The sequence below is a fragment of the Aliarcobacter skirrowii CCUG 10374 genome, assembly GCF_003544835.1.
GTDB lineage: Bacteria > Campylobacterota > Campylobacteria > Campylobacterales > Arcobacteraceae > Aliarcobacter > Aliarcobacter skirrowii.
The window spans coordinates 1,177,122-1,202,542 of the sequence record NZ_CP032099.1; the positions used below are offsets into that span (position 1 = coordinate 1,177,122).

28 protein-coding genes and 1 tRNA gene are annotated in these 25,421 nt (G+C 27.0%); 14 read left to right on the top strand and 15 right to left on the bottom strand.

Annotated features, from left to right (window positions below; genetic code table 11):
- Window position 1 precedes the first annotated feature (1 nt).
- Entirely contained in the window at window positions 2–1,207 is a 1,206-nt protein-coding gene (locus ASKIR_RS06185) for an ABC transporter permease (RefSeq protein ID WP_115588299.1), read from the top strand.
- Window positions 1,208–1,217: 10 nt separating this feature from the next.
- Here the strand turns inward: ASKIR_RS06185 and ASKIR_RS06190 are convergent, their stop codons facing one another.
- On the bottom strand, window positions 1,218–4,145 hold the full coding sequence (locus tag ASKIR_RS06190; RefSeq protein WP_082946377.1) for a YhdP family protein: 2,928 nt from the start codon (window positions 4,143–4,145) through the stop codon (window positions 1,218–1,220).
- A gap of 34 nt (window positions 4,146–4,179) precedes the next feature.
- Here ASKIR_RS06190 and mltG point away from each other — a divergent pair, with 34 nt between their 5' ends.
- From mltG to ASKIR_RS06205, 3 genes are all read left to right on the top strand, one after another.
- On the top strand, window positions 4,180–5,193 hold the full coding sequence (gene mltG / locus ASKIR_RS06195; protein ID WP_115588382.1) for an endolytic transglycosylase MltG: 1,014 nt from the start codon (window positions 4,180–4,182) through the stop codon (window positions 5,191–5,193).
- Window positions 5,194–5,310: 117 nt separating this feature from the next.
- On the top strand, window positions 5,311–7,503 hold the full coding sequence (locus tag ASKIR_RS06200) for an NADP-dependent isocitrate dehydrogenase (protein ID WP_066350904.1): 2,193 nt from the start codon (window positions 5,311–5,313) through the stop codon (window positions 7,501–7,503).
- Window positions 7,504–7,635: 132 nt separating this feature from the next.
- Window positions 7,636–7,917, top strand: a complete 282-nt coding sequence (locus ASKIR_RS06205; protein ID WP_066350908.1) for a c-type cytochrome — start codon at window positions 7,636–7,638, stop codon at window positions 7,915–7,917.
- A gap of 17 nt (window positions 7,918–7,934) precedes the next feature.
- Here ASKIR_RS06205 and ASKIR_RS06210 read toward each other — a convergent pair whose 3' ends face one another.
- Window positions 7,935–8,333 carry a hypothetical protein gene (locus ASKIR_RS06210; RefSeq protein ID WP_066161515.1) on the bottom strand — a complete coding sequence of 133 codons (399 nt, stop codon included), beginning with the start codon at window positions 8,331–8,333 and terminating at the stop codon, window positions 7,935–7,937.
- Window positions 8,334–8,410: 77 nt separating this feature from the next.
- Between ASKIR_RS06210 and ASKIR_RS06215 the strand changes: the two genes are divergently transcribed.
- Window positions 8,411–9,712 (top strand): C40 family peptidase, encoded by a 1,302-nt coding sequence (locus ASKIR_RS06215; protein ID WP_066350910.1) that lies wholly within the window; start codon window positions 8,411–8,413, stop codon window positions 9,710–9,712.
- On the opposite strand, the gene ASKIR_RS06220 is transcribed toward ASKIR_RS06215, so the two are convergent.
- Window positions 9,713–9,967 carry a hypothetical protein gene (locus ASKIR_RS06220; RefSeq protein ID WP_066161517.1) on the bottom strand — a complete coding sequence of 85 codons (255 nt, stop codon included), beginning with the start codon at window positions 9,965–9,967 and terminating at the stop codon, window positions 9,713–9,715. It lies immediately after the preceding gene.
- Window positions 9,960–10,865, bottom strand: a complete 906-nt coding sequence (gene rsmH / locus ASKIR_RS06225) for a 16S rRNA (cytosine(1402)-N(4))-methyltransferase RsmH (RefSeq protein WP_066350912.1) — start codon at window positions 10,863–10,865, stop codon at window positions 9,960–9,962. The genes ASKIR_RS06220 and rsmH overlap by 8 nt, the downstream gene beginning before the upstream one ends.
- Window positions 10,866–10,921: 56 nt before the next feature.
- Here rsmH and ASKIR_RS06230 point away from each other — a divergent pair, with 56 nt between their 5' ends.
- From ASKIR_RS06230 to ASKIR_RS06240, 3 genes are all read left to right on the top strand, one after another.
- Window positions 10,922–11,500 (top strand): class II aldolase and adducin N-terminal domain-containing protein, encoded by a 579-nt coding sequence (locus ASKIR_RS06230; RefSeq protein WP_066161519.1) that lies wholly within the window; start codon window positions 10,922–10,924, stop codon window positions 11,498–11,500.
- Window positions 11,501–11,599: 99 nt separating this feature from the next.
- On the top strand, window positions 11,600–11,875 hold the full coding sequence (locus ASKIR_RS06235; RefSeq protein ID WP_115588298.1) for an HU family DNA-binding protein: 276 nt from the start codon (window positions 11,600–11,602) through the stop codon (window positions 11,873–11,875).
- Window positions 11,876–11,944: 69 nt separating this feature from the next.
- Window positions 11,945–12,028 (top strand) — tRNA-Leu (locus ASKIR_RS06240).
- Here ASKIR_RS06240 and ASKIR_RS06245 read toward each other — a convergent pair.
- Entirely contained in the window at window positions 12,029–12,805 is a 777-nt protein-coding gene (locus ASKIR_RS06245; protein WP_066351607.1) for a TIGR02757 family protein, read from the bottom strand.
- A 54-nt stretch (window positions 12,806–12,859) separates the two neighbouring features.
- Between ASKIR_RS06245 and ASKIR_RS06250 the strand changes: the two genes are divergently transcribed.
- Window positions 12,860–13,681: an SDR family NAD(P)-dependent oxidoreductase gene (locus ASKIR_RS06250; protein ID WP_066351610.1), complete on the top strand. Its 822-nt coding sequence runs from the start codon at window positions 12,860–12,862 to the stop codon at window positions 13,679–13,681.
- A 118-nt stretch (window positions 13,682–13,799) separates the two neighbouring features.
- On the opposite strand, the gene ASKIR_RS06255 is transcribed toward ASKIR_RS06250, so the two are convergent.
- Both ASKIR_RS06255 and ASKIR_RS06260 read right to left on the bottom strand, forming a co-directional pair.
- On the bottom strand, window positions 13,800–14,033 hold the full coding sequence (locus tag ASKIR_RS06255) for a type II toxin-antitoxin system HicA family toxin (RefSeq protein ID WP_066351612.1): 234 nt from the start codon (window positions 14,031–14,033) through the stop codon (window positions 13,800–13,802).
- Window positions 14,033–14,182, bottom strand: a complete 150-nt coding sequence (locus ASKIR_RS06260) for an alpha-amylase (protein ID WP_066351613.1) — start codon at window positions 14,180–14,182, stop codon at window positions 14,033–14,035. The genes ASKIR_RS06255 and ASKIR_RS06260 overlap by 1 nt, the downstream gene beginning before the upstream one ends.
- Before the next feature lie 76 nt (window positions 14,183–14,258).
- Here ASKIR_RS06260 and ASKIR_RS06265 point away from each other — a divergent pair, with 76 nt between their 5' ends.
- On the top strand, window positions 14,259–14,594 hold the full coding sequence (locus ASKIR_RS06265; RefSeq protein ID WP_066351614.1) for a hypothetical protein: 336 nt from the start codon (window positions 14,259–14,261) through the stop codon (window positions 14,592–14,594).
- Here the strand turns inward: ASKIR_RS06265 and ASKIR_RS06270 are convergent.
- Genes ASKIR_RS06270 through ASKIR_RS06290 form a run of 5 tightly spaced genes read right to left on the bottom strand, consistent with a single transcriptional unit; the run spans window position 14,591 to window position 18,548 of the window.
- Window positions 14,591–15,025: a hypothetical protein gene (locus tag ASKIR_RS06270; RefSeq protein WP_066351616.1), complete on the bottom strand. Its 435-nt coding sequence runs from the start codon at window positions 15,023–15,025 to the stop codon at window positions 14,591–14,593. The two genes, ASKIR_RS06265 and ASKIR_RS06270, sit on opposite strands and share 4 nt — an antisense overlap.
- A 26-nt stretch (window positions 15,026–15,051) precedes the next feature.
- The gene (locus tag ASKIR_RS06275) at window positions 15,052–15,849 is read right to left on the bottom strand and encodes an ABC transporter permease (protein ID WP_066351618.1); all 798 of its coding nucleotides are present in this window, start codon (window positions 15,847–15,849) and stop codon (window positions 15,052–15,054) included.
- Window positions 15,849–16,442: a 16S rRNA (guanine(966)-N(2))-methyltransferase RsmD gene (gene rsmD, locus ASKIR_RS06280; RefSeq protein WP_066161395.1), complete on the bottom strand. Its 594-nt coding sequence runs from the start codon at window positions 16,440–16,442 to the stop codon at window positions 15,849–15,851. The genes ASKIR_RS06275 and rsmD overlap by 1 nt, the downstream gene beginning before the upstream one ends.
- Window positions 16,443–16,460: 18 nt before the next feature.
- Complete coding sequence (rny, locus tag ASKIR_RS06285) at window positions 16,461–18,005, bottom strand: ribonuclease Y (RefSeq protein ID WP_066161394.1); 1,545 nt, start codon at window positions 18,003–18,005, stop codon at window positions 16,461–16,463.
- Between the two features lie 6 nt (window positions 18,006–18,011).
- Entirely contained in the window at window positions 18,012–18,548 is a 537-nt protein-coding gene (locus ASKIR_RS06290) for a 5-formyltetrahydrofolate cyclo-ligase (protein WP_066161393.1), read from the bottom strand.
- Window positions 18,549–18,607: 59 nt separating this feature from the next.
- On the opposite strand from ASKIR_RS06290, the gene ASKIR_RS06295 reads away from it, so the two are divergent.
- From ASKIR_RS06295 to ASKIR_RS06305, 3 genes are read left to right on the top strand one after another with little or no spacing between them, the layout of a single operon-like run.
- Entirely contained in the window at window positions 18,608–19,147 is a 540-nt protein-coding gene (locus ASKIR_RS06295; RefSeq protein ID WP_066351621.1) for a TlpA family protein disulfide reductase, read from the top strand.
- A 1-nt stretch (window position 19,148) separates the two neighbouring features.
- Window positions 19,149–20,075 (top strand): signal recognition particle-docking protein FtsY, encoded by a 927-nt coding sequence (gene ftsY, locus ASKIR_RS06300; RefSeq protein ID WP_066161391.1) that lies wholly within the window; start codon window positions 19,149–19,151, stop codon window positions 20,073–20,075.
- Window positions 20,076–20,086: 11 nt separating this feature from the next.
- A complete protein-coding gene (locus ASKIR_RS06305; RefSeq protein WP_066161390.1) occupies window positions 20,087–20,971 on the top strand; it encodes a hypothetical protein in 885 nt (294 codons plus the stop codon).
- A gap of 7 nt (window positions 20,972–20,978) precedes the next feature.
- Here the strand turns inward: ASKIR_RS06305 and ASKIR_RS06310 are convergent, their stop codons facing one another.
- On the bottom strand, window positions 20,979–21,539 hold the full coding sequence (locus ASKIR_RS06310; RefSeq protein WP_066351623.1) for a YqiA/YcfP family alpha/beta fold hydrolase: 561 nt from the start codon (window positions 21,537–21,539) through the stop codon (window positions 20,979–20,981).
- A gap of 114 nt (window positions 21,540–21,653) precedes the next feature.
- On the opposite strand from ASKIR_RS06310, the gene radA reads away from it, so the two are divergent.
- Window positions 21,654–23,003, top strand: a complete 1,350-nt coding sequence (gene radA / locus ASKIR_RS06315; RefSeq protein WP_066161388.1) for a DNA repair protein RadA — start codon at window positions 21,654–21,656, stop codon at window positions 23,001–23,003.
- A 9-nt stretch (window positions 23,004–23,012) separates the two neighbouring features.
- Here radA and ASKIR_RS06320 read toward each other — a convergent pair whose 3' ends face one another.
- Complete coding sequence (locus ASKIR_RS06320; protein ID WP_066351625.1) at window positions 23,013–24,104, bottom strand: DUF475 domain-containing protein; 1,092 nt, start codon at window positions 24,102–24,104, stop codon at window positions 23,013–23,015.
- A 49-nt stretch (window positions 24,105–24,153) separates the two neighbouring features.
- Entirely contained in the window at window positions 24,154–25,419 is a 1,266-nt protein-coding gene (locus ASKIR_RS06325; RefSeq protein ID WP_115588297.1) for a Y-family DNA polymerase, read from the bottom strand.
- Between the last annotated feature and the right edge of the window lie 2 nt (window positions 25,420–25,421).

Below are 25,421 nucleotides of genomic sequence, written 5' to 3' on the forward strand. Positions count from 1 at the left end.
TTTGAATAAAAAACTTATAAATTTTATTGTAAAAAAATATCTAAAATTTGATAAAAAAAATCCATTTATATCAATAAGTGCAATTTTAGCATTTATTGGTGTTGCTGTTGGTGTTATGGTTTTAATTTTATCAATGGCCATTATGAATGGAACTGCAAAAGAGTTTGAAAATAAACTATTTACAATGAACTATCCACTTACAATATATGAAAAAACTTCAAATGCTGTAGATAAAGAGCTTTTACAATCTTTACAAAAAGAGTTTAAAGATTTGAAATTTTCACCATTTATATCAACTCAAGCCATTATTCAAAATGGTGATAATATGAGTGGTGGAGTTGTTTTTGGAGTTGTTCCAAACTTAGAAAAAGAGATAAACCCAATATACAAAGATGCCTTAAAAGATTTGGTTCCAAATAAGTTTGATATTATAACAGGTGTTGGAATAAGCGATAAACTATATCTTTTTGAATCTGCTAAAGCAACTTTATATTTTACAGATTTAAATCCAGCTGGTTTCTCTTTAATGCCAAAAATGAAAAGATTTGAATATATATCATCATTTAGCTCAGGCTTAAGCGCTTATGATAAAGCATATATGTACACATCAATTGAAGCTTTACAAACTATTTTACAAAAAGATGAAAATATTTATGATGGAATTCACATACACTCAGAAAATGCATTTAGTGATATTGAAAAATTAAGAACTTTTTTAGAAGATGTAGATGTTGGAGTTGTAGGTTGGTGGCAACAAAATGGTAACTTTTTTGCAGCTATGAAGATGGAAAAAAGAGCTTTGTTTATTGTTTTAATGCTAATTATTCTAATAGCTTCACTAAATATAATCTCTTCACTTCTTATGACTGTTATGAGTAGAAGAAAAGAGATAGCCCTACTTTTATCAATGGGGGCTAGTTCTAAAGAGATAAAATCAATATTTTTAAAGCTTGGAATTACTATTGGATTTGGTGGAATTATTTTAGGAATTATCTTAGGATTTATAGGTTATTTTTTATTAGATACTTTTGATATTGTATCACTTCCAGCAGATGTTTATGGAAGTGCAAAATTACCTTTAGATTTAGCAATATCTGACTTCTTTTCAATTATAATTGGTGCAATGATTATTGTATTTTTATCATCTTACTATCCAGCTAGTCGTGCTACAAAAATCGATGTTATTGATGTTTTAAGAAATGAGTAGAGATTAATCTCTACTCATCTTCTTTTTTCTCTTCATCTTTTTTCATTAAACTATTAAATATATCAAATGGTGAATTAATAACTCTTTTAAAAATATTAACAGGAGCATTTACACTATCTTTTAAAAAGTTTGAGTCTATTTTTGGATCACTTAAATCGCCACTTAAATGTATTTTACTCTCAACTCTTTTATTATCTCCAAGAAGTATATAGTTTACAATAGGCAAAACATTTACAACATTTGAGTATGTTTTCATAAATATAAGATTTAACGATGAATCTATAGTGTGATTATCTAAAAATATTTTAGCATTACCTTCAAAATCCATTCCATTTCCAATAACATTAATATTCTTCAAATCTAAAATATTTGTTTTATTACTATAAGAAAACTCTACTCTACCCTTTTGAATACTATAATTTCCAATATTATTTATATTTAAAGCTGATGGTATAGCAAATAAAGGGTTTATTAAAGCAGGAGAAGTTTGTACAAAAAATAGAATGTTATTTATCAAAGATAGATCTTTTATTAAACTATCTTTAACAAAAAGTTCACCTTTTAAATCTTGCATTGTTCCACTTGCAAACATATCAATACTACCATTTTGTAAAATTTTTTTATCTGAAAGTGCATTTATAAAGCTACTATTTGCATCATATAAAAAGATATCCAAATAACCCTCTTTATCCTCACTATATGTAAATTTCATATCTTGATTTTCTAGATATATAAATTTTCTATTATCATCAACATTTAACTCATATTTTGTAGCTATAACTCTATTTTTATTATTTAAAATGAAAGTTGTATCTTCGCCACTTACAAATAACTTAATTCCAAGTTTACTATCGCTATCTTCTTCAATACTTTTATCTTTATTTGGCGTATTGTAAAAAATTTCATACTCTTTTGTAAAAATTGTATAGTTATTTTTATCAATATTAAGAAGTAAATCATCATTTATAGTTGAAATATCAACAACATCATCTTTATATCTACCTTTTATATCAAAATAATCTACCTCTTTTTTATTTTTGTGTAAAATAATAGGAAGTTTTGGAGTTGCAACTAATGCATTAAATAATATGGATTCATCATCTTCAATCTTAACTTCTCCATTTTTTATATAAAATTTTTGTGAAAATATATCAAGAGTTGAGTTTTTTAAATCTACTTTAATATTTTTTATTCCATCTTTTTTACCTTTTGAAGATCTATTTTCAACTACTACTTCATAACTGTCTAAATAAATAGATATATACTTATCAATATTTAATTTTAGGCTCTCATCTATTGAAGAGATTTTTACACTATTATTTATAATATCTGCATAAACTTCCAATGAATCAACTTTTTTACCATCTTTTTTTAAAGGAAGTTCCAGTCCACTAATATTTGCCTCAAAATGTATTCTATTTTCATCGAAAATATTTATTAAAATATTTCCATCTTTTATAGAATTTGATTTTAAAATAGTTGAATAGTTGTAAAATTTTGATAAATCATCAATTTTGATATTTAATTTTTCATCATAATTTATATCTACACCAAGCTCTTTCAAAGATATCTCTATTTTATCTTTAAAATCCATTGAAATATCACTTTTTTTTGATTTTAAATCAATAATTGAATCATCTTTTACAGCCAAATATATTTTTCTAATATCAACTTTACCAACAGCTTTTAAATTTTTTAAGTCAAAAATTAAATCTGTTTTTGCATCAACAATATCTTTATAGATAAATCTTGAATCTTTAATATACAATTTATTATTATCTAAAATAACTTTTGAGTTATTAGTTTTAAACTCAAAAGTTCCAATAGCAATAGTTGAAGGGGTAAGATCAAAATTACCATTAACTCCTATTTGTTTTTCACTACTATATGGAATAGTTAAAAGTAGTTTTGCATCTGTTTTTCCACTTTTTTGAATAAGTGGTAAATTTATATGATAAGCACTTAAAATATCTAAAATTTCCATATCTAAAGAAGTTTTTGTCTCAATATTTATTAATACTTCACCTTTTTTACTATCTTCAATATTGTTTATTTGAACAAAACTATTTTTCAGCTCTTTACTCTTGTAAAAAGCATCAACTAATGAGATCTTTAAAAAACCATCTTCAAATTTTGCATCTAATCTTTTTGCTTTAATAGCATCTAAATCTTTATGAAACTTAATATTTGCATCAGTTATTGTAAGCAAACCTTCCAAAGAGCCAAGAATCATATTTTGATTATTTAAATCATACTCTCCATAAAATGAGTCTAATTTAAATTTTCCATCTATATTGTCATACAACCAAGAGTTAGCAACTTCAGGTAAATCTAAATATTTTCTTAGAAAGTGTAAATTACTAAACTCCTTACTATTTATAAAGAATTTCATAAGTCCATCTTTAATTCCAAGATTTGATTCTAAAACCATATCTTTGAAATATATAAAACCATTATAGTTTAACTCTTTTTCAAAATAGTCAAGATTTGCTCTACCTTGAAAATTAACTTGATAATCTTTTAAGTATAGATTCTCAAGATCTAAAAAAATCTTACTTTTTGTACCACTTATTTTTACTAAAACAGATAAAAATTTATTCTCTAAGTGAAGATTATTATTTTTAAAGAGTATTGAAAAATTATTATTATTTATAGATAAGTTTTTTATATCTATCTCTTTAAACAGAGTTATAATTTTTGGAAGAATTGTTAAATCTTTTTTTGAAGCTTCAAAAGAGTCTTCTGCTTTACTTGAAATATACTTATATTCAATATTATCAACTTTTAATATAAGCTTTTTATCTAACTTAATATAAAATTGCGAAATCTTAATACCAAAAAGTGAGAATGAGTTGATAAATATACCTGAAGATAAAAGCATAAATGTTAAAAATATTGGAAAAATTAAAAGTAGAACTAATGCTTTTTTAAGACTCATAAACACTGTAAATATTATCCTTATTGCTTTTATTATGATACTTTATTATCTTACTATGCCAGTAGTTACATCGAAGGTTTTATATATTCCACAAGGCAGTACAAAGTCAATTATATCATACTTAAATAAAAATTCTTACGAACTAAATAAGATAGATGAGATAATATTAAGTCGTTTTGGTTATGTTCAAAGTGGCTGGATTGACCTAAAAGTTAATGAACTTACAAAAATGGATTTTTTAATCAAACTTTTAAAATCTAAAGCTGCTTTAAAATCTATTACTTTAATACCTGGAGATACTTATTACTTTTTTATAAAAAAAATTGCTAGTGAATTTAATCTAGATGAAAAAAAATTGTATGAAACATATAATAAATACGCATTTAGGTTAGATGGAAATATATTAGCAGAAACTTACTCTCTACCAATAGGAATGAGTGAAGAGGAGATTATTTTATATCTTCTATTACATACCAATCAAAAATATGAAGAGTATTCAAATAAAATTTTTGGAACTTATGATAAAGAGCAGTGGTATAAATATGTAACTTTAGCATCAATTATTCAAAAAGAGGCTGCAACTATTAATGAAATGCCTATAGTTTCAAGTGTAATTTATAATAGATTAAAAAGAAAAATGCCACTTCAAATGGATGGAACTTTAAATTATGGTGAGTATTCAAACTCTATTGTAACTGCCATGAGAATAAAAGAGGATAATAGTTCATATAATACTTATAAAAATAGAGGTATTCCTAAAAATCCAGTTTGTGCTGTAAGTTTAGATGCAATCAAAGCTGCAATATTTCCTGTAAAAAGCAACTATTTATATTTTGTAAGAGACAAGACAACTGGTTTACATAAATTTTCATCAACATATAGTGACCATAAAAGTAACATAAATTCAAATATTGGAGTTATAAAAAATTATTCAAAAATAAATGAAAATCCTACAGATATAGATAAAGAGGCTAGTGATATTATGAAAAATGATATAACTAAACAAAAAGTTCCATCTATAAAAGATCTCTTTAATAATATAAATTAATATGTGAATATTTGAAACAATCAAATATTTGCATCTTCTTAAATATTCAATTTCAATAGTTTTAAACCAAACAAAGAGTACAATCCCAAAATATATTTTAAAAATTAGGATGGAAAAATGGCACAAATTATTTACACAAAAGTTGATGAAGCACCAGCTTTAGCAACATACTCTTTTTTACCAATCGTACAAGCTTTTACAAAAAGTTCTGGTATACAAATGGTTCAAAAAGATATTTCACTAGCTGGAAGAATTATCGCAGCTTTCCCTGAAAACTTAAAACCTGAGCAAAAAATTGGTGATGCTTTAGCTGAGCTTGGTGATATGACTCAAAATCCAGATGCAAATATTATTAAACTACCAAATATCTCTGCATCAATCCCTCAATTAAAAGCAGCTATTGCTGAACTTCAATCAAAAGGTTATAACATTCCAGATTATGACTCAAGTGAAGAGGTAACTGCAAGATACTCAAAAATATTAGGAAGTGCTGTAAATCCAGTATTAAGAGAAGGAAACTCAGATAGAAGAGCTCCAAGTGCTGTTAAAAACTATGCAAAAAATAATCCACACAAAATGGGTGTTTGGGCAAAAGATTCTAAAACTGATGTTGCTCATATGAATGCTGATGATTTTTATGGAACTGAAGTTTCAACAATCCTAGACAAAGAAGATAACTTTAAAATTTCTTTTGTTGGAAAAGATGGAAAAGAGACTGTTTTAAAAGCATCTTTACCACTTGAAAAAGGAGAAGTTGTTGATGCAACTAAACTTTCTGCAAAATCTTTACAAGAGTTCTATCAAAAAGGAATTGATGAAGCTAAAAAAAGAGATGTTTTATTATCACTTCACTTAAAAGCTACAATGATGAAAGTTTCTGATCCAATTATGTTTGGATTTGCTGTAAAAGTATATTTCAAAGATTTAATTGCAAAACATAGCGCAACTTTTGAAAAAATTGGCGTAAACTTTAACAACGGTTTAGGTGATTTATACTCAAAACTTGACCAAGTTGATGATGCTACTAGAGCTCAAATTTTAGCTGATATTGATGCAGTGTATGCTTCTCAACCAAGACTTGCTATGGTAAACTCTGCAAAAGGTATCACAAATTTACATGTTCCATCTGATGTTATTATTGATGCATCTATGCCTGCTATGATTAGAGGTGGTGGAAAAATGTGGAATAAAGAGGATAAAGAAGAAGATACTTTAGCTATGATTCCTGATAGATGTTATGCTACAACATATCAAATTATTATTGATGATTGTAAGAAAAATGGTTCACTTGATCCAAAAACTATGGGTTCAGTTCCAAATGTTGGATTAATGGCTAAAAAAGCTGAAGAGTATGGAAGTCACGATAAAACTTTCCAAGCAAAAGCTGATGGTAAAATAGTTGTAACAAATAAAGCTGGTGAGACTGTATTTAGTTTTGATGTTGATAATGGTGATATCTTTAGAATGTGCCAAACTAAAGATGAACCAATTAAAGATTGGGTAAAACTAGCAGTTAATAGAGCAAGATTATCAAATACTCCTGCAGTATTCTGGTTAGATAAAAATAGAGGTCATGATGCTAAAATGATTGAAAAAGTTGAAAAATACTTAAAAGATTATGATTTAACTGGTCTTGAAATATCTATTAAATCTCCTGATGATGCTATGCAATACTCACTTGATAGAATGAGAAAAGGTCTTGATACAATTTCTGTTACTGGAAATGTATTTAGAGATTATAATACAGATCTATTCCCAATTTTAGAGCTTGGAACAAGTGCTAAAATGTTATCAATTGTTCCACTTATGAATGGTGGAGGACTGTTTGAAACAGGAGCTGGTGGATCTGCTCCTAAACATGTTCAACAACTTCAAGAAGAGAACTATTTAAGATGGGATAGTTTAGGTGAGTTTATGGCACTTGCAGCTTCATTTGATCATTTAGCAAATACTCAAAATAATAAAAAAGCAGCTGTTTTAGCAAAAACTTTAGATAAAGCTACTGGAACTTTCCTAATAAATGATAAATCACCAGCTAGAAAAATTGGAAGCATTGATAATAGAGGAAGTCATTTCTATCTTGCAATGTACTGGGCAGATGAGTTAGCAAAACAGAATGATGATGCTGAATTAAAAGCTGAATTTACTCCAATTGCAAAAGCAATGAATGAAAATGAAGCTCAAATTTTAAAAGAGCTTACTGAAGTTCAAGGAAAACCAGCAAATACAGGTGGTTACTACCTATTTGATGATGAATTAACTTCAAAAGTTATGAGACCTTCTGCAACTTTAAACAAAATTATTGGATAATTTTTTAATTCAAGAGAGTTTTCTCTTGAATTATTTTACTCTTAATCTCTTTTTTAAATATTTCTTGACAAAAATCAACAAATTTTAATTTTCTTTAATCTATAATTTATTACTTCATAAAAAAGGGAAAAAATGAAAAAAATAGTTATAGTTTCAACAATTCTAGCAGCAACATTTGCGCTTGCAAATCCTTATGCAAAATGTGCAGTATGTCATGGTGCAAATGGAGAAAAAGTAGCTCCAGGTGGAAAATCTAAAATCATTAAAGATATGACAAAAGAGGATTTTATAGCTGCTTTAAAAGGTTATCAAAATGGAACTTATGGTGGAACTCAAAAAGTTTTAATGGTTGGTCAAGTAAAAGATATGTCTGAAGCTACAATGAAAGAGATTGCAGACATAATTATAAAATAATAAAAATAGCTAGTTATCTAGCTATTTTTTAATCCTATATATTTTAACTCTTCTAATAATTTTTTTAAATCTTCTCTCTCTTTTAACAAGTTTTTTATAATAATATCTTTGTCATCTTCAATATTTTCTATATTTTTTTGCTCCAAAATCTTTCCTAAATGAAATAAAAAAACATTATCATCTTTTTTATACTCTAGCTTATTACACTCAATTACAATTTGTGGCTTATCTTCACCTAAACTGTTTTGTAATAACAATTTTTTTATATCTTTTATTTCATAAAAAATTGCATCATCAATTATTTTTGGATTAAACAACTCTTTTTTCCAGTAAGTTGTTGCTGGTTTAACTACTGTTTTCTCTTTTTTTAAATATATTTTTTCAAATAAATCTTTATTTATAGATAACTTATACAAAACCCACCTCTTTTTAAAAGCTCTATTATATTGAAATAACTTTATAAATGGTAAAATAAAATAAAAAAGGTAGTTTTATGATTAAAAGTTTTTTTAGTAAAAGAGTGAAAATTTTATTAGTTTTTATTGCTTTAGCATCTATTCTATTCTATATTTTTAGTGATAAAAAAGTGACTCAAACAATTTTTGAGCTTGAGGATATTGAACTTTTATCACTATCAAAAAAAGCAAAAAATAGTGCAATTGATCAAGAAAAAGAGAGCAAAGAGTTTTTAAAAAAATATTTTTTAGTTTGGGAACAAGACAATATAAGTATCTCTAAAGAGGATGCTTTATGGGGATTTTCAATCAAAGATGTTACAAGATATTTAGAAAACTTCTCTAAAATAGACTCAGAATGGCTAGAAAAAGAGAAGATTAATTCAAATTTTGAAGAGTTTAATACTCTAAATAAAAAAGCAATAACAATAAAAAATACAAATATAAGAGTTTTTCCTACAATATCACCTATATTTAAAAATCCAGAAACTCTAGGAGAAGGTTTTCCATTTGATTATAATCAAAATTCACTTCTAAAAATAAACTCTCCATTAATGATTTCTCATCTTTCAAAAGACAGAGCTTGGGCTTTTATTGAATCAGGATTTGTTTATGGTTGGGTTAAAATAGATGATATTGCTTTTGTTGATGATAAATTTATAAATGAGTTTAAAAATGAAAACTATTTTATTACTATAAAAGAAGATTTTGCAATTTACAATCCAAATTTTATTGAATATATAAAAGCTAGCACAATTTTTCCTAAAAAAGAGAATAGATATTTAATAGCAACAAAAGATAGATTTATGAATGCAAGAATCGATTTTATAGATATAAAAGATGATTATATTAGCTCTTTTCCACTTGAATTTAATTTAGAAAATAGAGTAATAGTATTAAAAGAGTTTTTAAATGAGCCTTATGGTTGGGGTGGACTTTTTGCAAACAGGGATTGCTCTAGTTTCACTCAAGACTACTTTTCTATTTTTGGAAAATTAATTGCAAGAAACTCAAAGGCTCAAACTTCATTTGGAGAGTATATTGATTTGAGTGATAAATCAAACGAAGAGAAAAAAAGATTTATAAAAAATAGTGCAAAACCATTCTCAACTTTAGTATATCTTCAAGGGCATATAATGCTTTATATTGGAAATTTAGATAAAGAACCACTTTTAGTTCACAATATTTGGAGTATAAAACTAAAAGATAAAGATAATAATGAAAAGAGACAAATAGTTGGAAAAACTGTAATATCTACTCTTGAAATTGGAAAAGAGCTAGAAGAGTATGATAGTGAAAACAGTGTTTTAAGTAGAGTTTTAGGAGTAACTATTTTTTAGTTACTCTTCGTCAAATAGAGGATTTACAATCATTGAATCAAGAACTTGATTTTTAAATTTTAACTCTTCTAGTTGCATACTTAAAAAGCTATTCTCCTCTTTTAATGCTACATAATGTGCATAAAGTCTATTTATATCCTTGCTTGTATAGTAGATATTATTTTTTACATAAATTCTTGGAAAAAATATTAGTATTGATAAAAAAAATATCAAATATGCTATTTTTAAAGAGTTTTTACTATTTAAACTAATCAAATTTAAATATCCTTAATTTTGCACTTCTACTTCTAGGATTTTGTTTTATCTCTTCAAAGCTTGCAACAATTGGTTTTTTAGTTATTACTTTTCCTAAAGAGTTATTATTTCCACATTCGCATCTAAATACTGCTGCTGGACAAATACAACTTTGACTCCATTTTTTAAAGTAATTTTTAACAACTCTATCTTCTAGTGAATGAAAAGATATGATAGCAACTATACAATTTTTAAATTTTGCTTTTTCAATAGAGTCAAAAAGTCTTGTTAAAACACCAATCTCATCATTTACCTCAATTCTTATTGCCTGAAAAATAAGTGTTGCTGGATGAATTTTTCCTTTTGGAAGTTTTTTATAAAAAAATTCAGAAAGCTCTTTTGAACTATAATATGGTCTATTTGAAACAATCAAATTAGCAATTTTTTTATACTCTTTAATCTCTCCATATTCTCTTAATATATTTTCCAATTGTAGTTGTGAATAACTATTTACAACAGTTGAAGCATCTAAACTTTGAGATTGATTCATCCTCATATCAAGATTTTCAGAGTTAAAAGAGAAGCCTCTTTCAAGCTTATCTAACTGTAAAGAAGATACACCAATATCTGCTAAAACACCTTTTATTGGATACTCTTTAAAATTTGATATTACATTTTCAAAATTTGAAAAACTAAACTCAACTCTTTTTTCAAACTCTTTTAATCTTATTTTTGAAAATTCTAAAGCCTCTATATCTTGATCATTACAAATCAATTTAATATTGTCGTTTTGCTTTAATAATCCACTACTATGTCCTGCATAGCCTGTTGTACAATCTATTATAAATCCATCATTTATAGTTTTAAAAGCATCCAAGACCTCATTATACAAAACTGGAATATGTGGAATTTCTTGCAATTTAATCCTTTTATTAAAAATGGTGTATGATACCAAAAAATAATTTAAGGCATAAGATGTTAAATCAAGATACTATAAAACTTCTATCAGAATTATCACTATCAATGTTTACAAAAAACTTTTTTGGGATATATCAAGGAGCAATATCTGCAAAATTAGATTTTGATCACTTTGTAATAAATTCGAAAGATGCAGTGTTTGATAACCTTGATGAAAAATCATTTTGTACTTTAAATATGAATAAAGTTGACTATAGGTGGAATATAGCAAGTCTTGATTCATATACTCACTCAACAATTTATACAAATATTCATGAAGCAAAATATATTGCATTTGCAACTCCTATTTATACAACTGCTTATACATTGGTTCATGATAATATTGTTTTTGAAGATTATATTGGGAAAATGGTTTTTGGAGAACTTGGGATATACAATCCTGGAGATTTAAAAACATGGAGCAAAAGAAGTGCACTTGAAATAACAAAAGAGATAAAAAAAACAGAACATAATCTTTTAGTTATAAAAGGGATTGGGGTTTATATTTATGATAGAAATATTCATGAACTTGTTAAAAAGGTAGCTATACTAGAGAATTCTTGCAGACTTTTGAGTATCAAAAGTAGCTTTAAGTAATTTTTTATATAAAAACATCGAATTGATAATAATTTTAGGAAACTTAAAGTTTAAATAGAATAAAGTTTTAAAATTTTAATTTATATGAGGAGTTACCCTATGAACAAAGCTGAATTTATTGATGCAGTTGCTGCAAAAGCGGGATTATCTAAAAAAGATGCAAAAGGTGCAGTTGATGCAGTTTTAGAAACTATAACAGAAGCTTTAGTTAAAAAAGATTCTGTAAGCTTTATAGGATTTGGAACATTTGCTACAGCTGCAAGAGCTGCTAGAGTTGCAAAAGTTCCAGGAACAGACAAAACTGTAAATGTACCTGCAACAACTGTTGCTAAATTTAAAGTTGGAAAAGCTTTAAAAGAAGCAGTTGCAAAATAAGTTCGCTTATTTTATAGTGTAAAAGAGTTTATCTATTTTAGATAAACTCTTTTTTAATTTTAAAACTATGCCAGTGTGATGGAATGGTAGACTTGGAAGATTCAAAATCTTTTGCCGTAAGGCGTGTCGGTTCGAGTCCGACCACTGGTACCACTAAAAAATCTTCTCTTGACCTAATCTATAAATTGCGAAATCATATTTTATAGGATCATTTGCTTCAAACTCTTTTAATTTTTTTGTTATTTCTAAAGCTGATTTTAGATTATATGTCTTGTTTTTTAGAAGTCCTAATTTTTGTGAAACTTTAAAAGTATGAGTATCTAAAGGTAAAATCAAATCTTTTTTATCTACATTTTTCCAAAGCCCAAGATCTATATTATCATCTCTTACCATCCATCTAAGATACATATTCCATCTTTTATATGGAGAATTTGACTCTTTTATATTTCCATTTTTATCTCTTTTAAAACTATTTCCAACTAAAAAATCAAATCCAGCAGATGAGTAGTTTGACTGTTCTTTAATATTTTTTATAACAAAATCAATACCCTCTAAAACACTATTTTCATTTTTATAAGCTTTATAAAATAACTCTTCTAAATTAGTTTTATCTTTTAATCTTTTAAAAGTTTTAAATACAGCTATTACATCAGAGCTATTTTGAAATCTATAGTAGTGATTTTTTAACTCTTTTTCTATAATTTCATCACTTTTATCTAATAGTGAAAAATCTAAACTATCTAAAAATTTAACTATTAATCTTGCATTTCCATAAGCAAACAAAGCACAAAGCAAAATAGAATAGTGACATTTTTGTCTTTTTGCAACAATTAATGGATCTGGCTTTTCATAGCTTACTTCAAAAATATTATTTCTAGCATTAACTTCAATATCCAAAAGTTCTTTTAGCTCTTTATCTTTTTGTGTCATTTTAATTCCAAAATCAGTTTTGGGTATAATAGCCAAAATTTTATTAGGAATCTTATGAAAAATATACTAATTACAGGTTGTTCAAGTGGTATTGGACTTGAAACTGCACTATTTTTAAAAAACAACAATATAAAAGTTTATGCAAGTGCAAGAGATGAAAAAGATGTAGAGATTTTAAAAAATTTAGGTTTTAAAACTTTTAAGATTGATGTTACAAAAAAAGATGAAATAAGTTTTGCTTTAAATGAAATTTTAAAAGAGGATAAAAAACTTGATTCTGTTTTTAATAATGCTGGTTTTGCAATTCCAGGGGCTATTGAAGATATAAAAACTGATGATTTAAAAGAGCTTTTTGATACAAACTTTTTTGGACTTCATGAGCTTACAACTCAAGCTATGAAGATATTTAGAACTCAAGGATATGGAAAAATTATTCAACACAGCTCAGTTTTGGGAATTATCTCTTTAAGATTTAGAGGAGCTTATAATGCTAGTAAATATGCAATTGAAGGATTATGTGATACTTTAAGATTAGAGACTTTAAATAGTAATATTTATATAAGCACAATAAATACTGGACCCGTTACTTCAAAATTTAGAGAAAACTCTTTAAAAAATTTTAAAGAAAAAATTGATATAAAAAGTAGTTTCTGGAAAAACTCTTATAAGAGTGAACTAAAAGCAAGACTTGAAAGTAGTGATGATAAAGGAGCTTTTACACTTCCACCAATAAGCGTTGCAAAAGTTGTTTTAAAAATTTTAAACTCTCCTAATCCAAAACCAAGATACTATGTAACAAAAGCTACATATATATTAGGTTTTGCAAAAAGAGTTTTAAGTACATCTTGGCTTGATAAATTGCTTGTTAAAATTTAGTATTTTTAATAGTTATTTATTAAAAATTATTTAGAAGGTGGATTATTTCCTCTACCTTTTCCTGATGGCTTACCTGTTGTACTCGGTGCATTTACTGGTCTTGACATAATTTTTCCTTTTATAATAAATTAATTGAGTTTATAAACTCATATTTTGAAATACCAATATCTCTTAATATTCCACCTAACAATCCTAATTTAACCAGTTTCTTTTTATAAACAGGAATGGTAATAGATTTCATATTTTCGTGAACAAAAATTCTATGATTACCTTTTTGCCTGTCAAATCTATAACCTATAGATTTGACAAACTTGATTAATTCCCTACCTGTTACATTAGATAAAGAAGCCATTATTTACCTTTTGAACCTTTAGTGTTGCTAGGGTTGTTCGGGTTCATTTGAGCACCTCTATTTCCATGCACTTTTGCATTTGCACTGTTTGTACCACTTGTACCTTTGTTTGAATTTGCTTGATTTGATTTGTGATTATTATTTGACATAATATTCTCCTAAAATAAATTCTGATAGCATTTCTCCATCAGTAAAGAAATTATTACATATCAATTGGGGACAAAAATGGAGACAAAATCTAGAATCTCTAAAGAATTTATAAATTTATTTGAAAAATTTGAAAATGATATAAAATATTCAGAAAAACTTGACATAAATACCTTTTATGGATTTTCTAAATATTATTTAAAAAATAATCCATTTTCTGAAGAAAATAATACAAAAGATAATCCAACAAAAAATTTAGAGAGAAAGTTAAAAAGATGGAAAGAGAGATTATATAACAATACTTTTCAAGAAAAAACTTTTAAAGAGTTACTTAAATATCATAAAAGTTTAAATGAAGATTATTGTTATCAGGAATTACTTCCTGATGAATATCCAAAACATTGGTTTGACTAATTTTTACAACTTTTATATTTATCCTTTAAAATATCAATAAGCCAAGATTCACCATATAATCTAGCTTTTTGAGCATCAACAATTCCTGCCATAGACTCAACTGCACAAGCACAATTATCTCTAACTATTTCAGTCTTACCATAGTAAAATGTACACCAACTCATCATTTTATATTCTGTTTTTACAGAGGGTCTTTGAATATTTAAATAACTATCAGCAACTGCTCCTATTCCTGAACCTATTAAAAGTGTTGTTAACCCAGAAATAATATAAGATTTATATTTATTTCCTACAAAACTTTTTTCACACTTTTTACATTTTATATCTTTTGATAATAAAATTTTATTCTCTTCTGAGCATTCATCACATATAATTATCATTGAATTATCAATATTTTTATCTTCAACTTTGATATTATCTTTATGAAGCATTTTTCCCCTTTATAAAATTATCAAAATTATTTTGCAATCTCTTTTTTATTTGCCATATTTTGTAGATAATCACTTATTTGAATTAGACAAAAAGTTATAATAAATATCATAAATCCAGGGAAAAAACTAACCCACCAAGCAATATCTATTACAGTTTTTCCATCACTTAACAAACTTCCCCAGCTCATTTGTGGTGGATTAATTCCAAGTCCCAAAAAAGAAAGCCCTGATTCTGCTAAAATTGAACCAGCAACTCCAAATGAAAAAGAGATTAAAAAAATAGGCGCTAAAAGTGGAGCAAAATATTTTAAGATAATTTTTGTTTTACTCACACTTGATACTTTTAGAATCTTTATAAATGGTTTATTTGATAGTGCAAAACTCTCACTTCTTATCATTCTTGACATACCCATCCAACCCGTTATTGAAATAACAACAATTAAAATAAGAGTGTTTGCTTCAATATATGAAACTAATGCTAAAAGCAAAAAGAATGTTGGAAAAGTTAAAAATAGATCAATTATAATTGTAACTGCTTTATCAACATTTCCTTTAAAATAACCTGCAGTTATTCCAACAATAAGTCCTAAAAAAGATGAAAAACTAGCAGCTAAAAATCCAATAATCAGTGAAGTTTGACCACCTTGCAAAACCCTAGCAAAAACATCTCTTCCTAATCTATCTGTTCCCATTATATGTTCAAAGCTAGGAGCTAAAAGAATCTTTTGTGGATTTAACTCATAAGGTGAAACTGTATAAAAAATTGGCAAAATAAACATTGCCAAACTAACAGTTACCAACAAAATAAAGGCAAATCTAAACATCAAATAGTATAACTATAATAAGATAGTGAACTTTTGCCAAATTTTCTAGTTTTTTCTAAACTAAATTTTCCTAGAATCTTTGGAACTTCAAGTTTTGACTCATGCTCAATTATGATTTTAAAAATATTATCTGACTCTATATTTTCAATCATTCTAAAAGATTTATCATAAATATCATTCATTCCATCTCTATAGTCAAAAGGTGGATCAACATATAAAACTATCTCATCTTTAGAATTTTTTAAAAAGTCTAAAATTAAAGGTGTTTGAACAAAGGCATTTCCTTGGATTGTTTGACACTTTTCAATATCAACTTTTTTACAATTTTTTAATAAAATTGAGTAAGAGTTTTTATCAAGTTCTATAAAATAAGCTCTTTTTGCACCTCTACTAATAGCTTCAAGACCAATAGAACCACTTCCAGCGAATGACTCTATAAATATTTTATCAATAATATCAAATTGCAAAACATTGAAAACTGACTCTTTTAAAACAGCTTTTGAACTTCTTGTAACATCAAGAGATGGTAAATCTAAAATTTTTCCTTTGTAAGCACCTGCTATAATTTTTGTTGTTGGTTTTGCTTCTTTCATATTTTTGCCTTTTATAGATTATCTAGCGTAACTTTCAGCTCTTAACTCTCTTATTACATTTATTTTTATCTCACCTGGATATTGAACTTTCTCTTCAATCTCTTTTGCTATCTCAGTTGCCAATAAAACTGCCTCATCATCATTTACAAGATTTGCATTTACTATAACTCGCACTTCTCGTCCAGCATTAATAGCATAAGCATTTGTAACACCAATTTTACTTGTAGTTATATTTTCAATCTCTTCAACTCGTTTTAAGAAGCTCTCTAAAACTTCTCTTCTTGCCCCTGGTCTTGCAGCACTTAAAGCATCAGCTGCACAAACAGCTGCACTTTCAACATTTATTGGCTCTTCATGACCATGATGAGCATAAATTGCATTTATCACAGTTTCACACTCTCCATATCTTTTACAAATATCAGCACCTAAATCAACATGACTTCCAGGAGCTTCATGAGTTAAAGCTTTTCCAATATCATGCATAAGTCCAGCTCTTCTTGCAAGTATTGCATCTCCACCCATTTGTGCAGCAATAAGACCTGCTAAATGAGCAACTTCTAGTGTATGTGCAAGTGCATTTTGTCCATAACTTGCTCTATATCTTAATCTTCCAACAAGTTTGATAAGTTCAGGATGCATAGATTTAATTCCAAGTTCCATAACAACATCTTCACCCTCTTTTTGAATATTTTTATCAAATTCAGCTTTTACTTTTTTGTAAATTTCTTCAATTCTTGCTGGTTGAATTCTTCCATCTTCAAGTAGCTCTTGAATTGTTCTTGTAGCAATGGCACGTCTGTATAGATTAAAAGATGAAACCGTAATTGTATTTGGAGTATCATCTATAATAATATCAACACCTAAAAGCATCTCTAATGCTTTTATATTTCTACCCTCTTTTCCAATAATCTTTCCTTTTGTCTCTTCATCATTTAAAGGAATATTATTTATAAGTCTCTCTGCTGCAAACTCTCCTGCATATCTAGTAACTGCTTGAGACAAAATATTATTAATCTCCTGTTTTGAGTTTTGCTCAGCAAGTTTATATTTTTTTCTAAATATTGAAGATATTGTAGCTCGTGAATCCTCTTCAACTTTTTTTAACATCAACTCTTTTGCTTCACTTTTTGTAAGACCAGAACCATTTTCTAAGATCTTCATAGCTTCTAAAGTTTTTTGTTCATAAGCCTTTTTTTGCTCTTCTAAACCATCTTTTAGAGTTCTAATTTTTCTATTATTCTCTTCAATCTGCTCTTTTTCTCTTTTTATAGCTTTTAATTCACTCTCTAAATGCTCATTTAAATCTTTCTCTTTTTTCTCTATTTTAAAGAGCATATTCTCATACTCTTTTCTAGCATTTTTAAACTCTCTATCACACTCAAACTTTGCTTTTAGCTGAGCGTCTTTTAGTGCAACTTCAGCTTCATGCTCAATTATTCTTGCTTTTGCTTTTGCTTGTTCAATAAATACTTCAAACTTTGCTTTATGTATTTTTCTAACAACAAAAACAGTAATTGCAGAACTTAAAAAAGCTACAACTATTGCTAATATTATACTCTCCATTTTAACCTATCCCGTAATTATATAATCTGCTTTTATATCGTAATTATCACTTAAAATCTCTTCACTTTTACAAAGTACTAATTGAGTAAATATTATTGTAGGTTTATAATCTAATCTATCAAAAAATCTATCATACATCCCTTTTCCAAAACCGATTCTTTTATTAAGTTTATCAACACCAACTATTGGAACAACTGCCAAATCTATTTTTGGTGGTTTTATAAATGAATTGTTTGGCTCTTTTATGTTGAAGCTTTTTTTATTTAAAGGTAACCTATACTTTACAATTTTAAAGCTATCTTCAAACATATAAGGTACATAAATATTTTTTCTATTCATTCTTAGCTCTTGAATTAAAGGCTTAATATCTACCTCTAAATCTAAAGGCAAATAGAGCATTATATTGTTTGCATTATATTTTTTGATAATTTTTTTTAAATTATTAACAACTAATTTACTTTTTGAGTACCTTGAACTTTGCGCAATAGATTTTAATCTTTTTAAACACAACTTTCTAAAACTGCTCTTTTGATTTGTTATCATTTAAGCCTCTCTTAGGTAAAATCACTACCTAATTAACAATTTTACCTAAAGGAATTGAAATGAAGTTTAAAATTTTATCTATTTTTATAATTTTTATATCAATATTTTTTACAGCATGCGAGAATAAACCAAAAGAGGAGATAAAAAAAGTTGAAGAGTTTAAAAAATACTCTTTAAAAACTACAGATAACTCTACAATTAATATAACTCTAAAAGATAATAAAATTTTATTAGAAAATAGTGACAATAAGATAGTTCTTTTAAACTTCTTTACTACATGGTGCCCAGCTTGTAAGGCTCAATTTTCAAATTTAGTAAAACTACAAGATATATTTCAAAATGATATAATTATAGTTGGAGTTTTGCTTGAAGATTTAAAATCAGATGAAGAGATTCTTCAATTTATTACAAAGTATGATATAAACCATCCTATTACAAACTCTTCAAATGGAATTGAACTAGCAAAAGAGTTAGGTGGAATAAAAGCAATTCCAAAACTTTTTATTTTGGATAAAGAGGGTAATATATTTGAGACAATTACAGGGATATCTCCAACAGAGATGTTAGATATTAAAATTAAAAAATTATTAGAGAGATAAGATGTTTGGATTTTTAAAAAAAGATAAAAATAGTTCCACTGAAGCTGAAAATAAAAACTTTTTATCTAAAGCTTTAGATAAAACTTTTTCATCTATAAAAACTATTGTTCCACAAAAAAAAGAGAAGATTAGTTTTGAAGATATTGAAGAGCTTTTAATAGAAGCTGATGTTGAGTATGAGATTATTGAAAAGGCTATGAATGGACTTCCTTCAATGATTTCAAGAAGAGAGTTAAGACATAGACTTGTAATGCTTTTTGAGCATAGTGTTGATGTTGATTTTACAAAATTTGAAAAACCTTTTGTAAGACTTATAATTGGAGTTAATGGAGCTGGTAAAACTACAACTATTGCTAAACTTGCTAATAGGCTTAAAAAAAGTGGGCAAAGTGTTATTTTAGGAGCTGGAGATACATTTAGAGCAGCTGCAATTGAGCAATTAAGCTCTTGGGCAAACAGACTTGATATTCCAATAATCAAAACAAAACAAGGTCACGATTCAAGTGCTGTTGCATTTGATACAATAAATTCAGCAATCTCAAGAGATATTGATAATGTAATAATTGATACAGCAGGAAGACTTCAAACTCAAACAAATCTAAACAATGAGTTGAAAAAAATAGTTAGAATTTGTGAAAAAGCTTTGAATAATAAACCATTTTTAAAAATCATGATTCTTGATGGAACACAAGGAAACAGTGCAATAGCTCAAGCAAAAGCTTTTAATGAGATGGTAAAAGTTGATGGGATTATTGTTACAAAACTTGATGGAACAGCAAAAGGTGGAGCACTTTTTTCAATATCAAATCAACTAGAACTTCCAATTTTTTATATAGGAATTGGAGAGAAAGAGGATGATTTAATTGAATTTAGTCCTGATTCATTTGTTGATAGTTTACTTGATGAGATATATTTAAAAGAAGAATAAGGGGGAAAGTTATGAAAAAACAAAAAAGAGTTAAGGGGTTTTTTGAAGATTTACTACTAGTATCTTTAATTTTAGTAGTTATTTATGCAATCTATTTTTTTGTTTTTAAAGATAACAATGAAACAAAAGAGCCTGTTACAACTGCCGTTTCAAAAGAGAATAGATTTTTTAAAAATCTATATGAAGAGATAAAAGAGTCTTTATTTACAGATATTCAAAGTCAAGAAAAAATTGAGCTAAGAAATATTCAAAATATACATAATATTGAAGAGTTAAATTCAAATAACAACTACCTAAACTACTCAAGAGAAAAAATATTATCAATTAGAAATGAAGATATATCAGCTAAAGAGAATTTAGAAAAGTTAGAAAAAGAGAGTTTAAGCGAAGAAGAGTTAAATCAAGAAGAATCTAATACTAATGATATTAACTCTTTAGAAGAGAAGAATATAACTCAAATATCAGAAGAAAAAGCTGAAGTTGTTGAAGAAACAAAGTTAAGTGAAAACACTCAAGAACAAAAGAGCAAAGAGAATGAGATATCTTTTAATATAACAGAAAATGAAGAACAAAAAAAAGTTCCTAAAAACTACAAAAGAGATGAAAATAGTATTGATGTAAAAAAATCAGGTGAACTATTTAATAACTTTAGAAGTAAAGTTTATGAAAATATCAAAAAGAATATCCCCTCTTCTGCTTTAGAAAAAGGTAAGCATGTAAATATTAGAGTAACTATCTTAAAAAATGGTGGATATGAGGAGTTAATCTTTGTAGATGGTAGTATCTATAACTACGACATGATAAAAGAGCAGATACAAAATGTTTTTCCTCTTGAAATTGATGAGAGTATAAAAGGAATTTTTCCAAGATACTATAGAATGAAAATCAACTTTTAATAAGATTTTACTCTAAAAAACTCTCTATCTTTTGAAAATATTTATCTATATTTTCAAAAGAGTGATTACCACCCTCTTCTACTATCAAACTTGTATTTTTTAAAATATTTTCTGCAATTTTATAATCCAAAACTTCATCACCACTTTGCAAAAGAGTAAATATATTTTTAGGATTTTTAAGCTCTTTAACTTCATAATCTTTTAAAGAGTTTATATGCTCTTTAGTAAATTCAAACTTTGAATCATCAAAATAGTTTTTTATATAGTTTGCACCTTCATAGCGACTTAAAGTATTTAGAGGTTTTATTGCTGGATTTATTAAAACAGCTTTTAAACTATACTTATTTGCTAAATATAGTGCATAATACCCACCCAAAGATGAACCAATTAAATGAACATTTTGATTTAATTTTAAAAAAATCTCAATTATTTGCTCTAAATTATTAATTGCTAATTTTGGAATAGTAGGAAGTGAAGGATGTATTAAATCATCTTTAAAATACTCTTTAAACTCTAAAGCTTTTTTCCCAAAACCTGAACTTGAAAAACCATGAAGATATAAAATCATATTAAACCTTAAAAAAATTTATAAATTGTACTAAGAATAAGATTACACTTTGCAATATTTTTACTTTTTTTAAAATATTTTCGATAGAATCACTCAAATTTTAAAAGGTTTTTTATGGCAAAGAAAAAAAATACACTATTTGAGTGTCAACATTGTGGTGAACAATCTAGCAAATGGCTTGGAAAATGTCCAAATTGTGACTCATGGGATAGTTTTTTAGAACTCAATGCAGATCAACAAGAGGTCTTAAAGCAGACTATTAAAGTAAGCAGTGAAGCTTCAAAAGCAAGACCAATTACAGATATAAAACAAGATGATGTAGAAAGATTTTCATCTTTTAACTATGAGTTTGATTTGGTTTTAGGAGGAGGAGTTGTTCCTGGAAGTTTAACACTTATTGGTGGAAGTCCAGGAGTTGGAAAATCAACACTTTTATTAAAAGTAGCTGGAAGTATTGCCAAAAGTGGTAAAAAAGTTTTATATGTATCAGGAGAAGAGAGTGCTGGACAGATAAAATTAAGAGCAAATAGACTTGATGCAAATAGTGAAAATCTATTTTTACTTAGCGAAATAAAACTTGAAGAGATTATGGATGAGTTACTAAGAGAAAACTATGAAGTATGCATAATTGACTCTATTCAAACAATATATTCAAGCCTTTTAAACTCAAGCCCTGGAAGTGTTTCACAGGTTCGAGAGATTACTTTTGAGCTTATGAGAAAAGCAAAAGAGTCAAATATTGCTATGTTTATAATTGGACATATCACAAAAGATGGAAGTATTGCAGGACCTAGGGTTTTAGAGCATATGGTTGATACTGTTTTATATTTTGAAGGAGAAGCTAGCAGAGAGCTTAGGATGCTTCGAGGTTTTAAAAATAGATTTGGAAGTACAAGTGAAATTGGAATTTTTGAAATGACTGCTGAGGGACTTATAAGTGCTAAAGATATTGCTAGTAAATTTTTTGATAAAAATAAGAGCCAAAGTGGTTCAAGCTTAACAGTCTCTATGGAGGGAAGTCGTGCAATTATTCTTGAAGTTCAAGCACTTGTAACAGAGAGTACTTATCCAAATCCAAAAAGAAGTGCAACAGGATTTGATGCAAATAGACTTACTATGCTTTTGGCACTTTTAGAGAAAAAACTAGATTTACCACTAAACAACTATGATGTTTTTGTAAATATTAGTGGTGGAATAAAAATAAAAGAGAGCAGCGCTGATTTAGCTGTAATTGCTTCAATTATTAGCTCATTTAGAAATCGACCTATTTCAAAAGAGTCTGTATTTATTGGAGAGGTTAGTTTAACAGGTGAGATAAAAGATGTTTACTCTTTGGATATAAGACTAAAAGAGGCAAGTGCTCAAGGAATTAAAAAAGCTGTTGTTGCTCAAAAAATAAAACAAGATCTTGGTATAAAAGTGTTTGCAGTTGATGAAGTATCTAAGATGATAGAGTTATTTTAACTAGCGACTCTATTTGTCGCTAGTACTATTTTCATTGTCTAAAATAAACTGTTTATTTTTATAAATTGAGTGTATAAATGCTAAAGATATTGGAACTATTGCAAAAGTTGTAATTAGCATTGGTGGTAGATGATAAAAAATCTGTATCAACATAGATAAAGATAGAAGTCCAATTGACCACATAGCTCCATGTTCTAAATAGATATATTTAGCAACAACCTCTTTTTCTACCATATAAATTGTAAGGCTTCTTACAGCCATCGCTCCAACTCCAAGTCCAAGCATAATAATTACAACATTTTGAGTAATAGCAAAAGCCCCTAAAACACCATCAAGTGAAAAGCTCATATCTATCATCTCTAGATACATAAATGATATAAATCCACCACTTAACTCTGTAACTTTAGTGTCACTATTTTTATGATTTCCACTTTTTAACTCTATAAAACCCTTTAAAAGTTCAAGCAAATAAAAAGCAATAACACCTACAATCATTGGAACTAAAATCTCTAATTTATTTATAGTTACCAACTTATCTCCCATAACAACTTCATTTGGAGCTATATAGGTAATTGCTAACATTAAAAACATAACAAACAAAGCTTTAATATCACCTACTTTTGATAACTTAACAGCAATATTTTCAATATATTTAATCCAATGAACATCTTTATTCTCATCAAAAATAAACTTTAAAAATAGCATTAAAAGGAACATTCCACCAAAAGACATAATTATATGATGAGAGCTTTGAATTATTTTTTCATACTCACTTGGATTATTAATTGCTAAATTAAAAGAGTCAAGAAGTCCCATTGAAGTTGAGAAATATACAATTAAAATAGGAAATACAAATCTAACACCAAAAACAGCAATAATCATACCCCAAATAAGAAATCTTTTTCTCCAAACAACTGCCATTGTTGCTAAAATTGTTGCATTTACAACTGCATTATCAAAAGATAGACTAAGCTCCAAAACTGATAAAATAGTACCTTGATAAAGTGCAAAAAAACCACCATACAAATACAATAATACAGAAGCTACAAACCAAACTGCAAAAAGACCATAAAAATATGAAATTATAGGTTTTTGTTTCAAACTTATTCCTTAAAATTTTTTTGTGATTGTATCGAAAAAAGAATCTATTTTAGATTATCTCTGAACCATTTTTTACAATATCAACTCCAAATTTCTCTCTTAAAATCTGCAGTTTATTAGTTAATTTCTCTTTTTTTAAATCATCTTCATACTCAAAAAGATTATATGTATGACTATTTTGTTTTGCAAAATTAAATACAGTTATATAAAGTTGTACAACTCTATAATTTCTATGTATATCTGCTTTTAAAAATAGATCTTGCATATAGTTTTTAAAATCAAATTCATTAAAAATTGTATTTGTATTTAATTGTGATTTTGATTTTGTATTGTACTCATATCTTATTTGCAACTGATATGACAAAGGATTATAACCCTCTTTATTTACAATAAAACTAAGATACCTGCTTAAAATCATAACTCTTCTTTTAAGTTCATCTCTACTTAAAATTGGATCAAAACTTCTTCCAATTCCAAGAGATTTTCTCTCTTTATTTATTGTTAAACTATTATCTCTAATTCCACAAACTCTATTGTATGTATCAACTCCAACTTTACCCCAAGAGTAAAAAAGAGTTCTGTTTTTTCTAATATCTCCTAAAGTTTTAATGTTATAGCCAGATAGTTTTTCAACAAAAGATTTTCCAATACCTGTAAATTTTGATATTTCAATATCTTTTGTGAAACTCTCTATATCGTTTTGTTTTAAAACTTTAACTCCATTTGGTTTTGCAAAATCTGTCATAAGTTTTGATAGATATTTTGTTGGTGCAACTCCAATAGAGACTGGAAGTTCCAACTCTTTTTCAATTTTTTCTTTTAATTTTTTGGCAAAATAAAAAGCCTCATCTTCTTCTATATATCCACTTAAATCTCCAAAAAACTCATCTATTGAAAATTGTTCAATCAGTGGTATTTCAAGCTCTAAAAGATTTTTTAAATTATTTGATAAATTATCATATAACTCAAAATTTGGTTTTATCATTTTTAATTTTGGACAAAATCTTAATGCCTCATTTACACTCATGGCAGTTTTTACTCCATAAGCTCTTGCTTCATAAGATGCAGTTGTTATAATTCCTCTAATTTTTCCATTTTCATCTACAAAATAGTCTCTATCTTCAACACTTGAACTATCTAAAATTTTACTTGAAAAACTAGCACGGTTTGTTGCAACTTTTCTATGAACCTTTTTATTTGAAAAAATATCAACATTACTCTTTCCTCCAACAGCAACTGGAATGTTTAGCAAAGTTTTATCAATAGTTCTATGAGCAGAGACAAAGTAGCAATCTAAATCAAGGTGAATAAACATGG

Coding starts and splice junctions, on each gene's coding strand:
- ASKIR_RS06190 (WP_082946377.1), bottom strand. CDS start 4,145: ATGAGTCTTAAAAAAGCATTAGTTCTACTTTTAATTTTTCCAATATTT.
- mltG (WP_115588382.1), top strand. CDS start 4,180: ATGATACTTTATTATCTTACTATGCCAGTAGTTACATCGAAGGTTTTA.
- ASKIR_RS06200 (WP_066350904.1), top strand. CDS start 5,311: ATGGCACAAATTATTTACACAAAAGTTGATGAAGCACCAGCTTTAGCA.
- ASKIR_RS06205 (WP_066350908.1), top strand. CDS start 7,636: ATGAAAAAAATAGTTATAGTTTCAACAATTCTAGCAGCAACATTTGCG.
- ASKIR_RS06215 (WP_066350910.1), top strand. CDS start 8,411: ATGATTAAAAGTTTTTTTAGTAAAAGAGTGAAAATTTTATTAGTTTTT.
- ASKIR_RS06230 (WP_066161519.1), top strand. CDS start 10,922: ATGTTAAATCAAGATACTATAAAACTTCTATCAGAATTATCACTATCA.
- ASKIR_RS06235 (WP_115588298.1), top strand. CDS start 11,600: ATGAACAAAGCTGAATTTATTGATGCAGTTGCTGCAAAAGCGGGATTA.
- ASKIR_RS06245 (WP_066351607.1), bottom strand. CDS start 12,805: ATGACACAAAAAGATAAAGAGCTAAAAGAACTTTTGGATATTGAAGTT.
- ASKIR_RS06250 (WP_066351610.1), top strand. CDS start 12,860: ATGAAAAATATACTAATTACAGGTTGTTCAAGTGGTATTGGACTTGAA.
- ASKIR_RS06255 (WP_066351612.1), bottom strand. CDS start 14,033: ATGGCTTCTTTATCTAATGTAACAGGTAGGGAATTAATCAAGTTTGTC.
- ASKIR_RS06260 (WP_066351613.1), bottom strand. CDS start 14,182: ATGTCAAATAATAATCACAAATCAAATCAAGCAAATTCAAACAAAGGT.
- ASKIR_RS06265 (WP_066351614.1), top strand. CDS start 14,259: ATGGAGACAAAATCTAGAATCTCTAAAGAATTTATAAATTTATTTGAA.
- ASKIR_RS06270 (WP_066351616.1), bottom strand. CDS start 15,025: ATGCTTCATAAAGATAATATCAAAGTTGAAGATAAAAATATTGATAAT.
- ASKIR_RS06275 (WP_066351618.1), bottom strand. CDS start 15,849: ATGTTTAGATTTGCCTTTATTTTGTTGGTAACTGTTAGTTTGGCAATG.
- rsmD (WP_066161395.1), bottom strand. CDS start 16,442: ATGAAAGAAGCAAAACCAACAACAAAAATTATAGCAGGTGCTTACAAA.
- rny (WP_066161394.1), bottom strand. CDS start 18,005: ATGGAGAGTATAATATTAGCAATAGTTGTAGCTTTTTTAAGTTCTGCA.
- ASKIR_RS06290 (WP_066161393.1), bottom strand. CDS start 18,548: ATGATAACAAATCAAAAGAGCAGTTTTAGAAAGTTGTGTTTAAAAAGA.
- ASKIR_RS06295 (WP_066351621.1), top strand. CDS start 18,608: ATGAAGTTTAAAATTTTATCTATTTTTATAATTTTTATATCAATATTT.
- ftsY (WP_066161391.1), top strand. CDS start 19,149: ATGTTTGGATTTTTAAAAAAAGATAAAAATAGTTCCACTGAAGCTGAA.
- ASKIR_RS06305 (WP_066161390.1), top strand. CDS start 20,087: ATGAAAAAACAAAAAAGAGTTAAGGGGTTTTTTGAAGATTTACTACTA.
- ASKIR_RS06310 (WP_066351623.1), bottom strand. CDS start 21,539: ATGATTTTATATCTTCATGGTTTTTCAAGTTCAGGTTTTGGGAAAAAA.
- radA (WP_066161388.1), top strand. CDS start 21,654: ATGGCAAAGAAAAAAAATACACTATTTGAGTGTCAACATTGTGGTGAA.
- ASKIR_RS06325 (WP_115588297.1), bottom strand. CDS start 25,419: ATGTTTATTCACCTTGATTTAGATTGCTACTTTGTCTCTGCTCATAGA.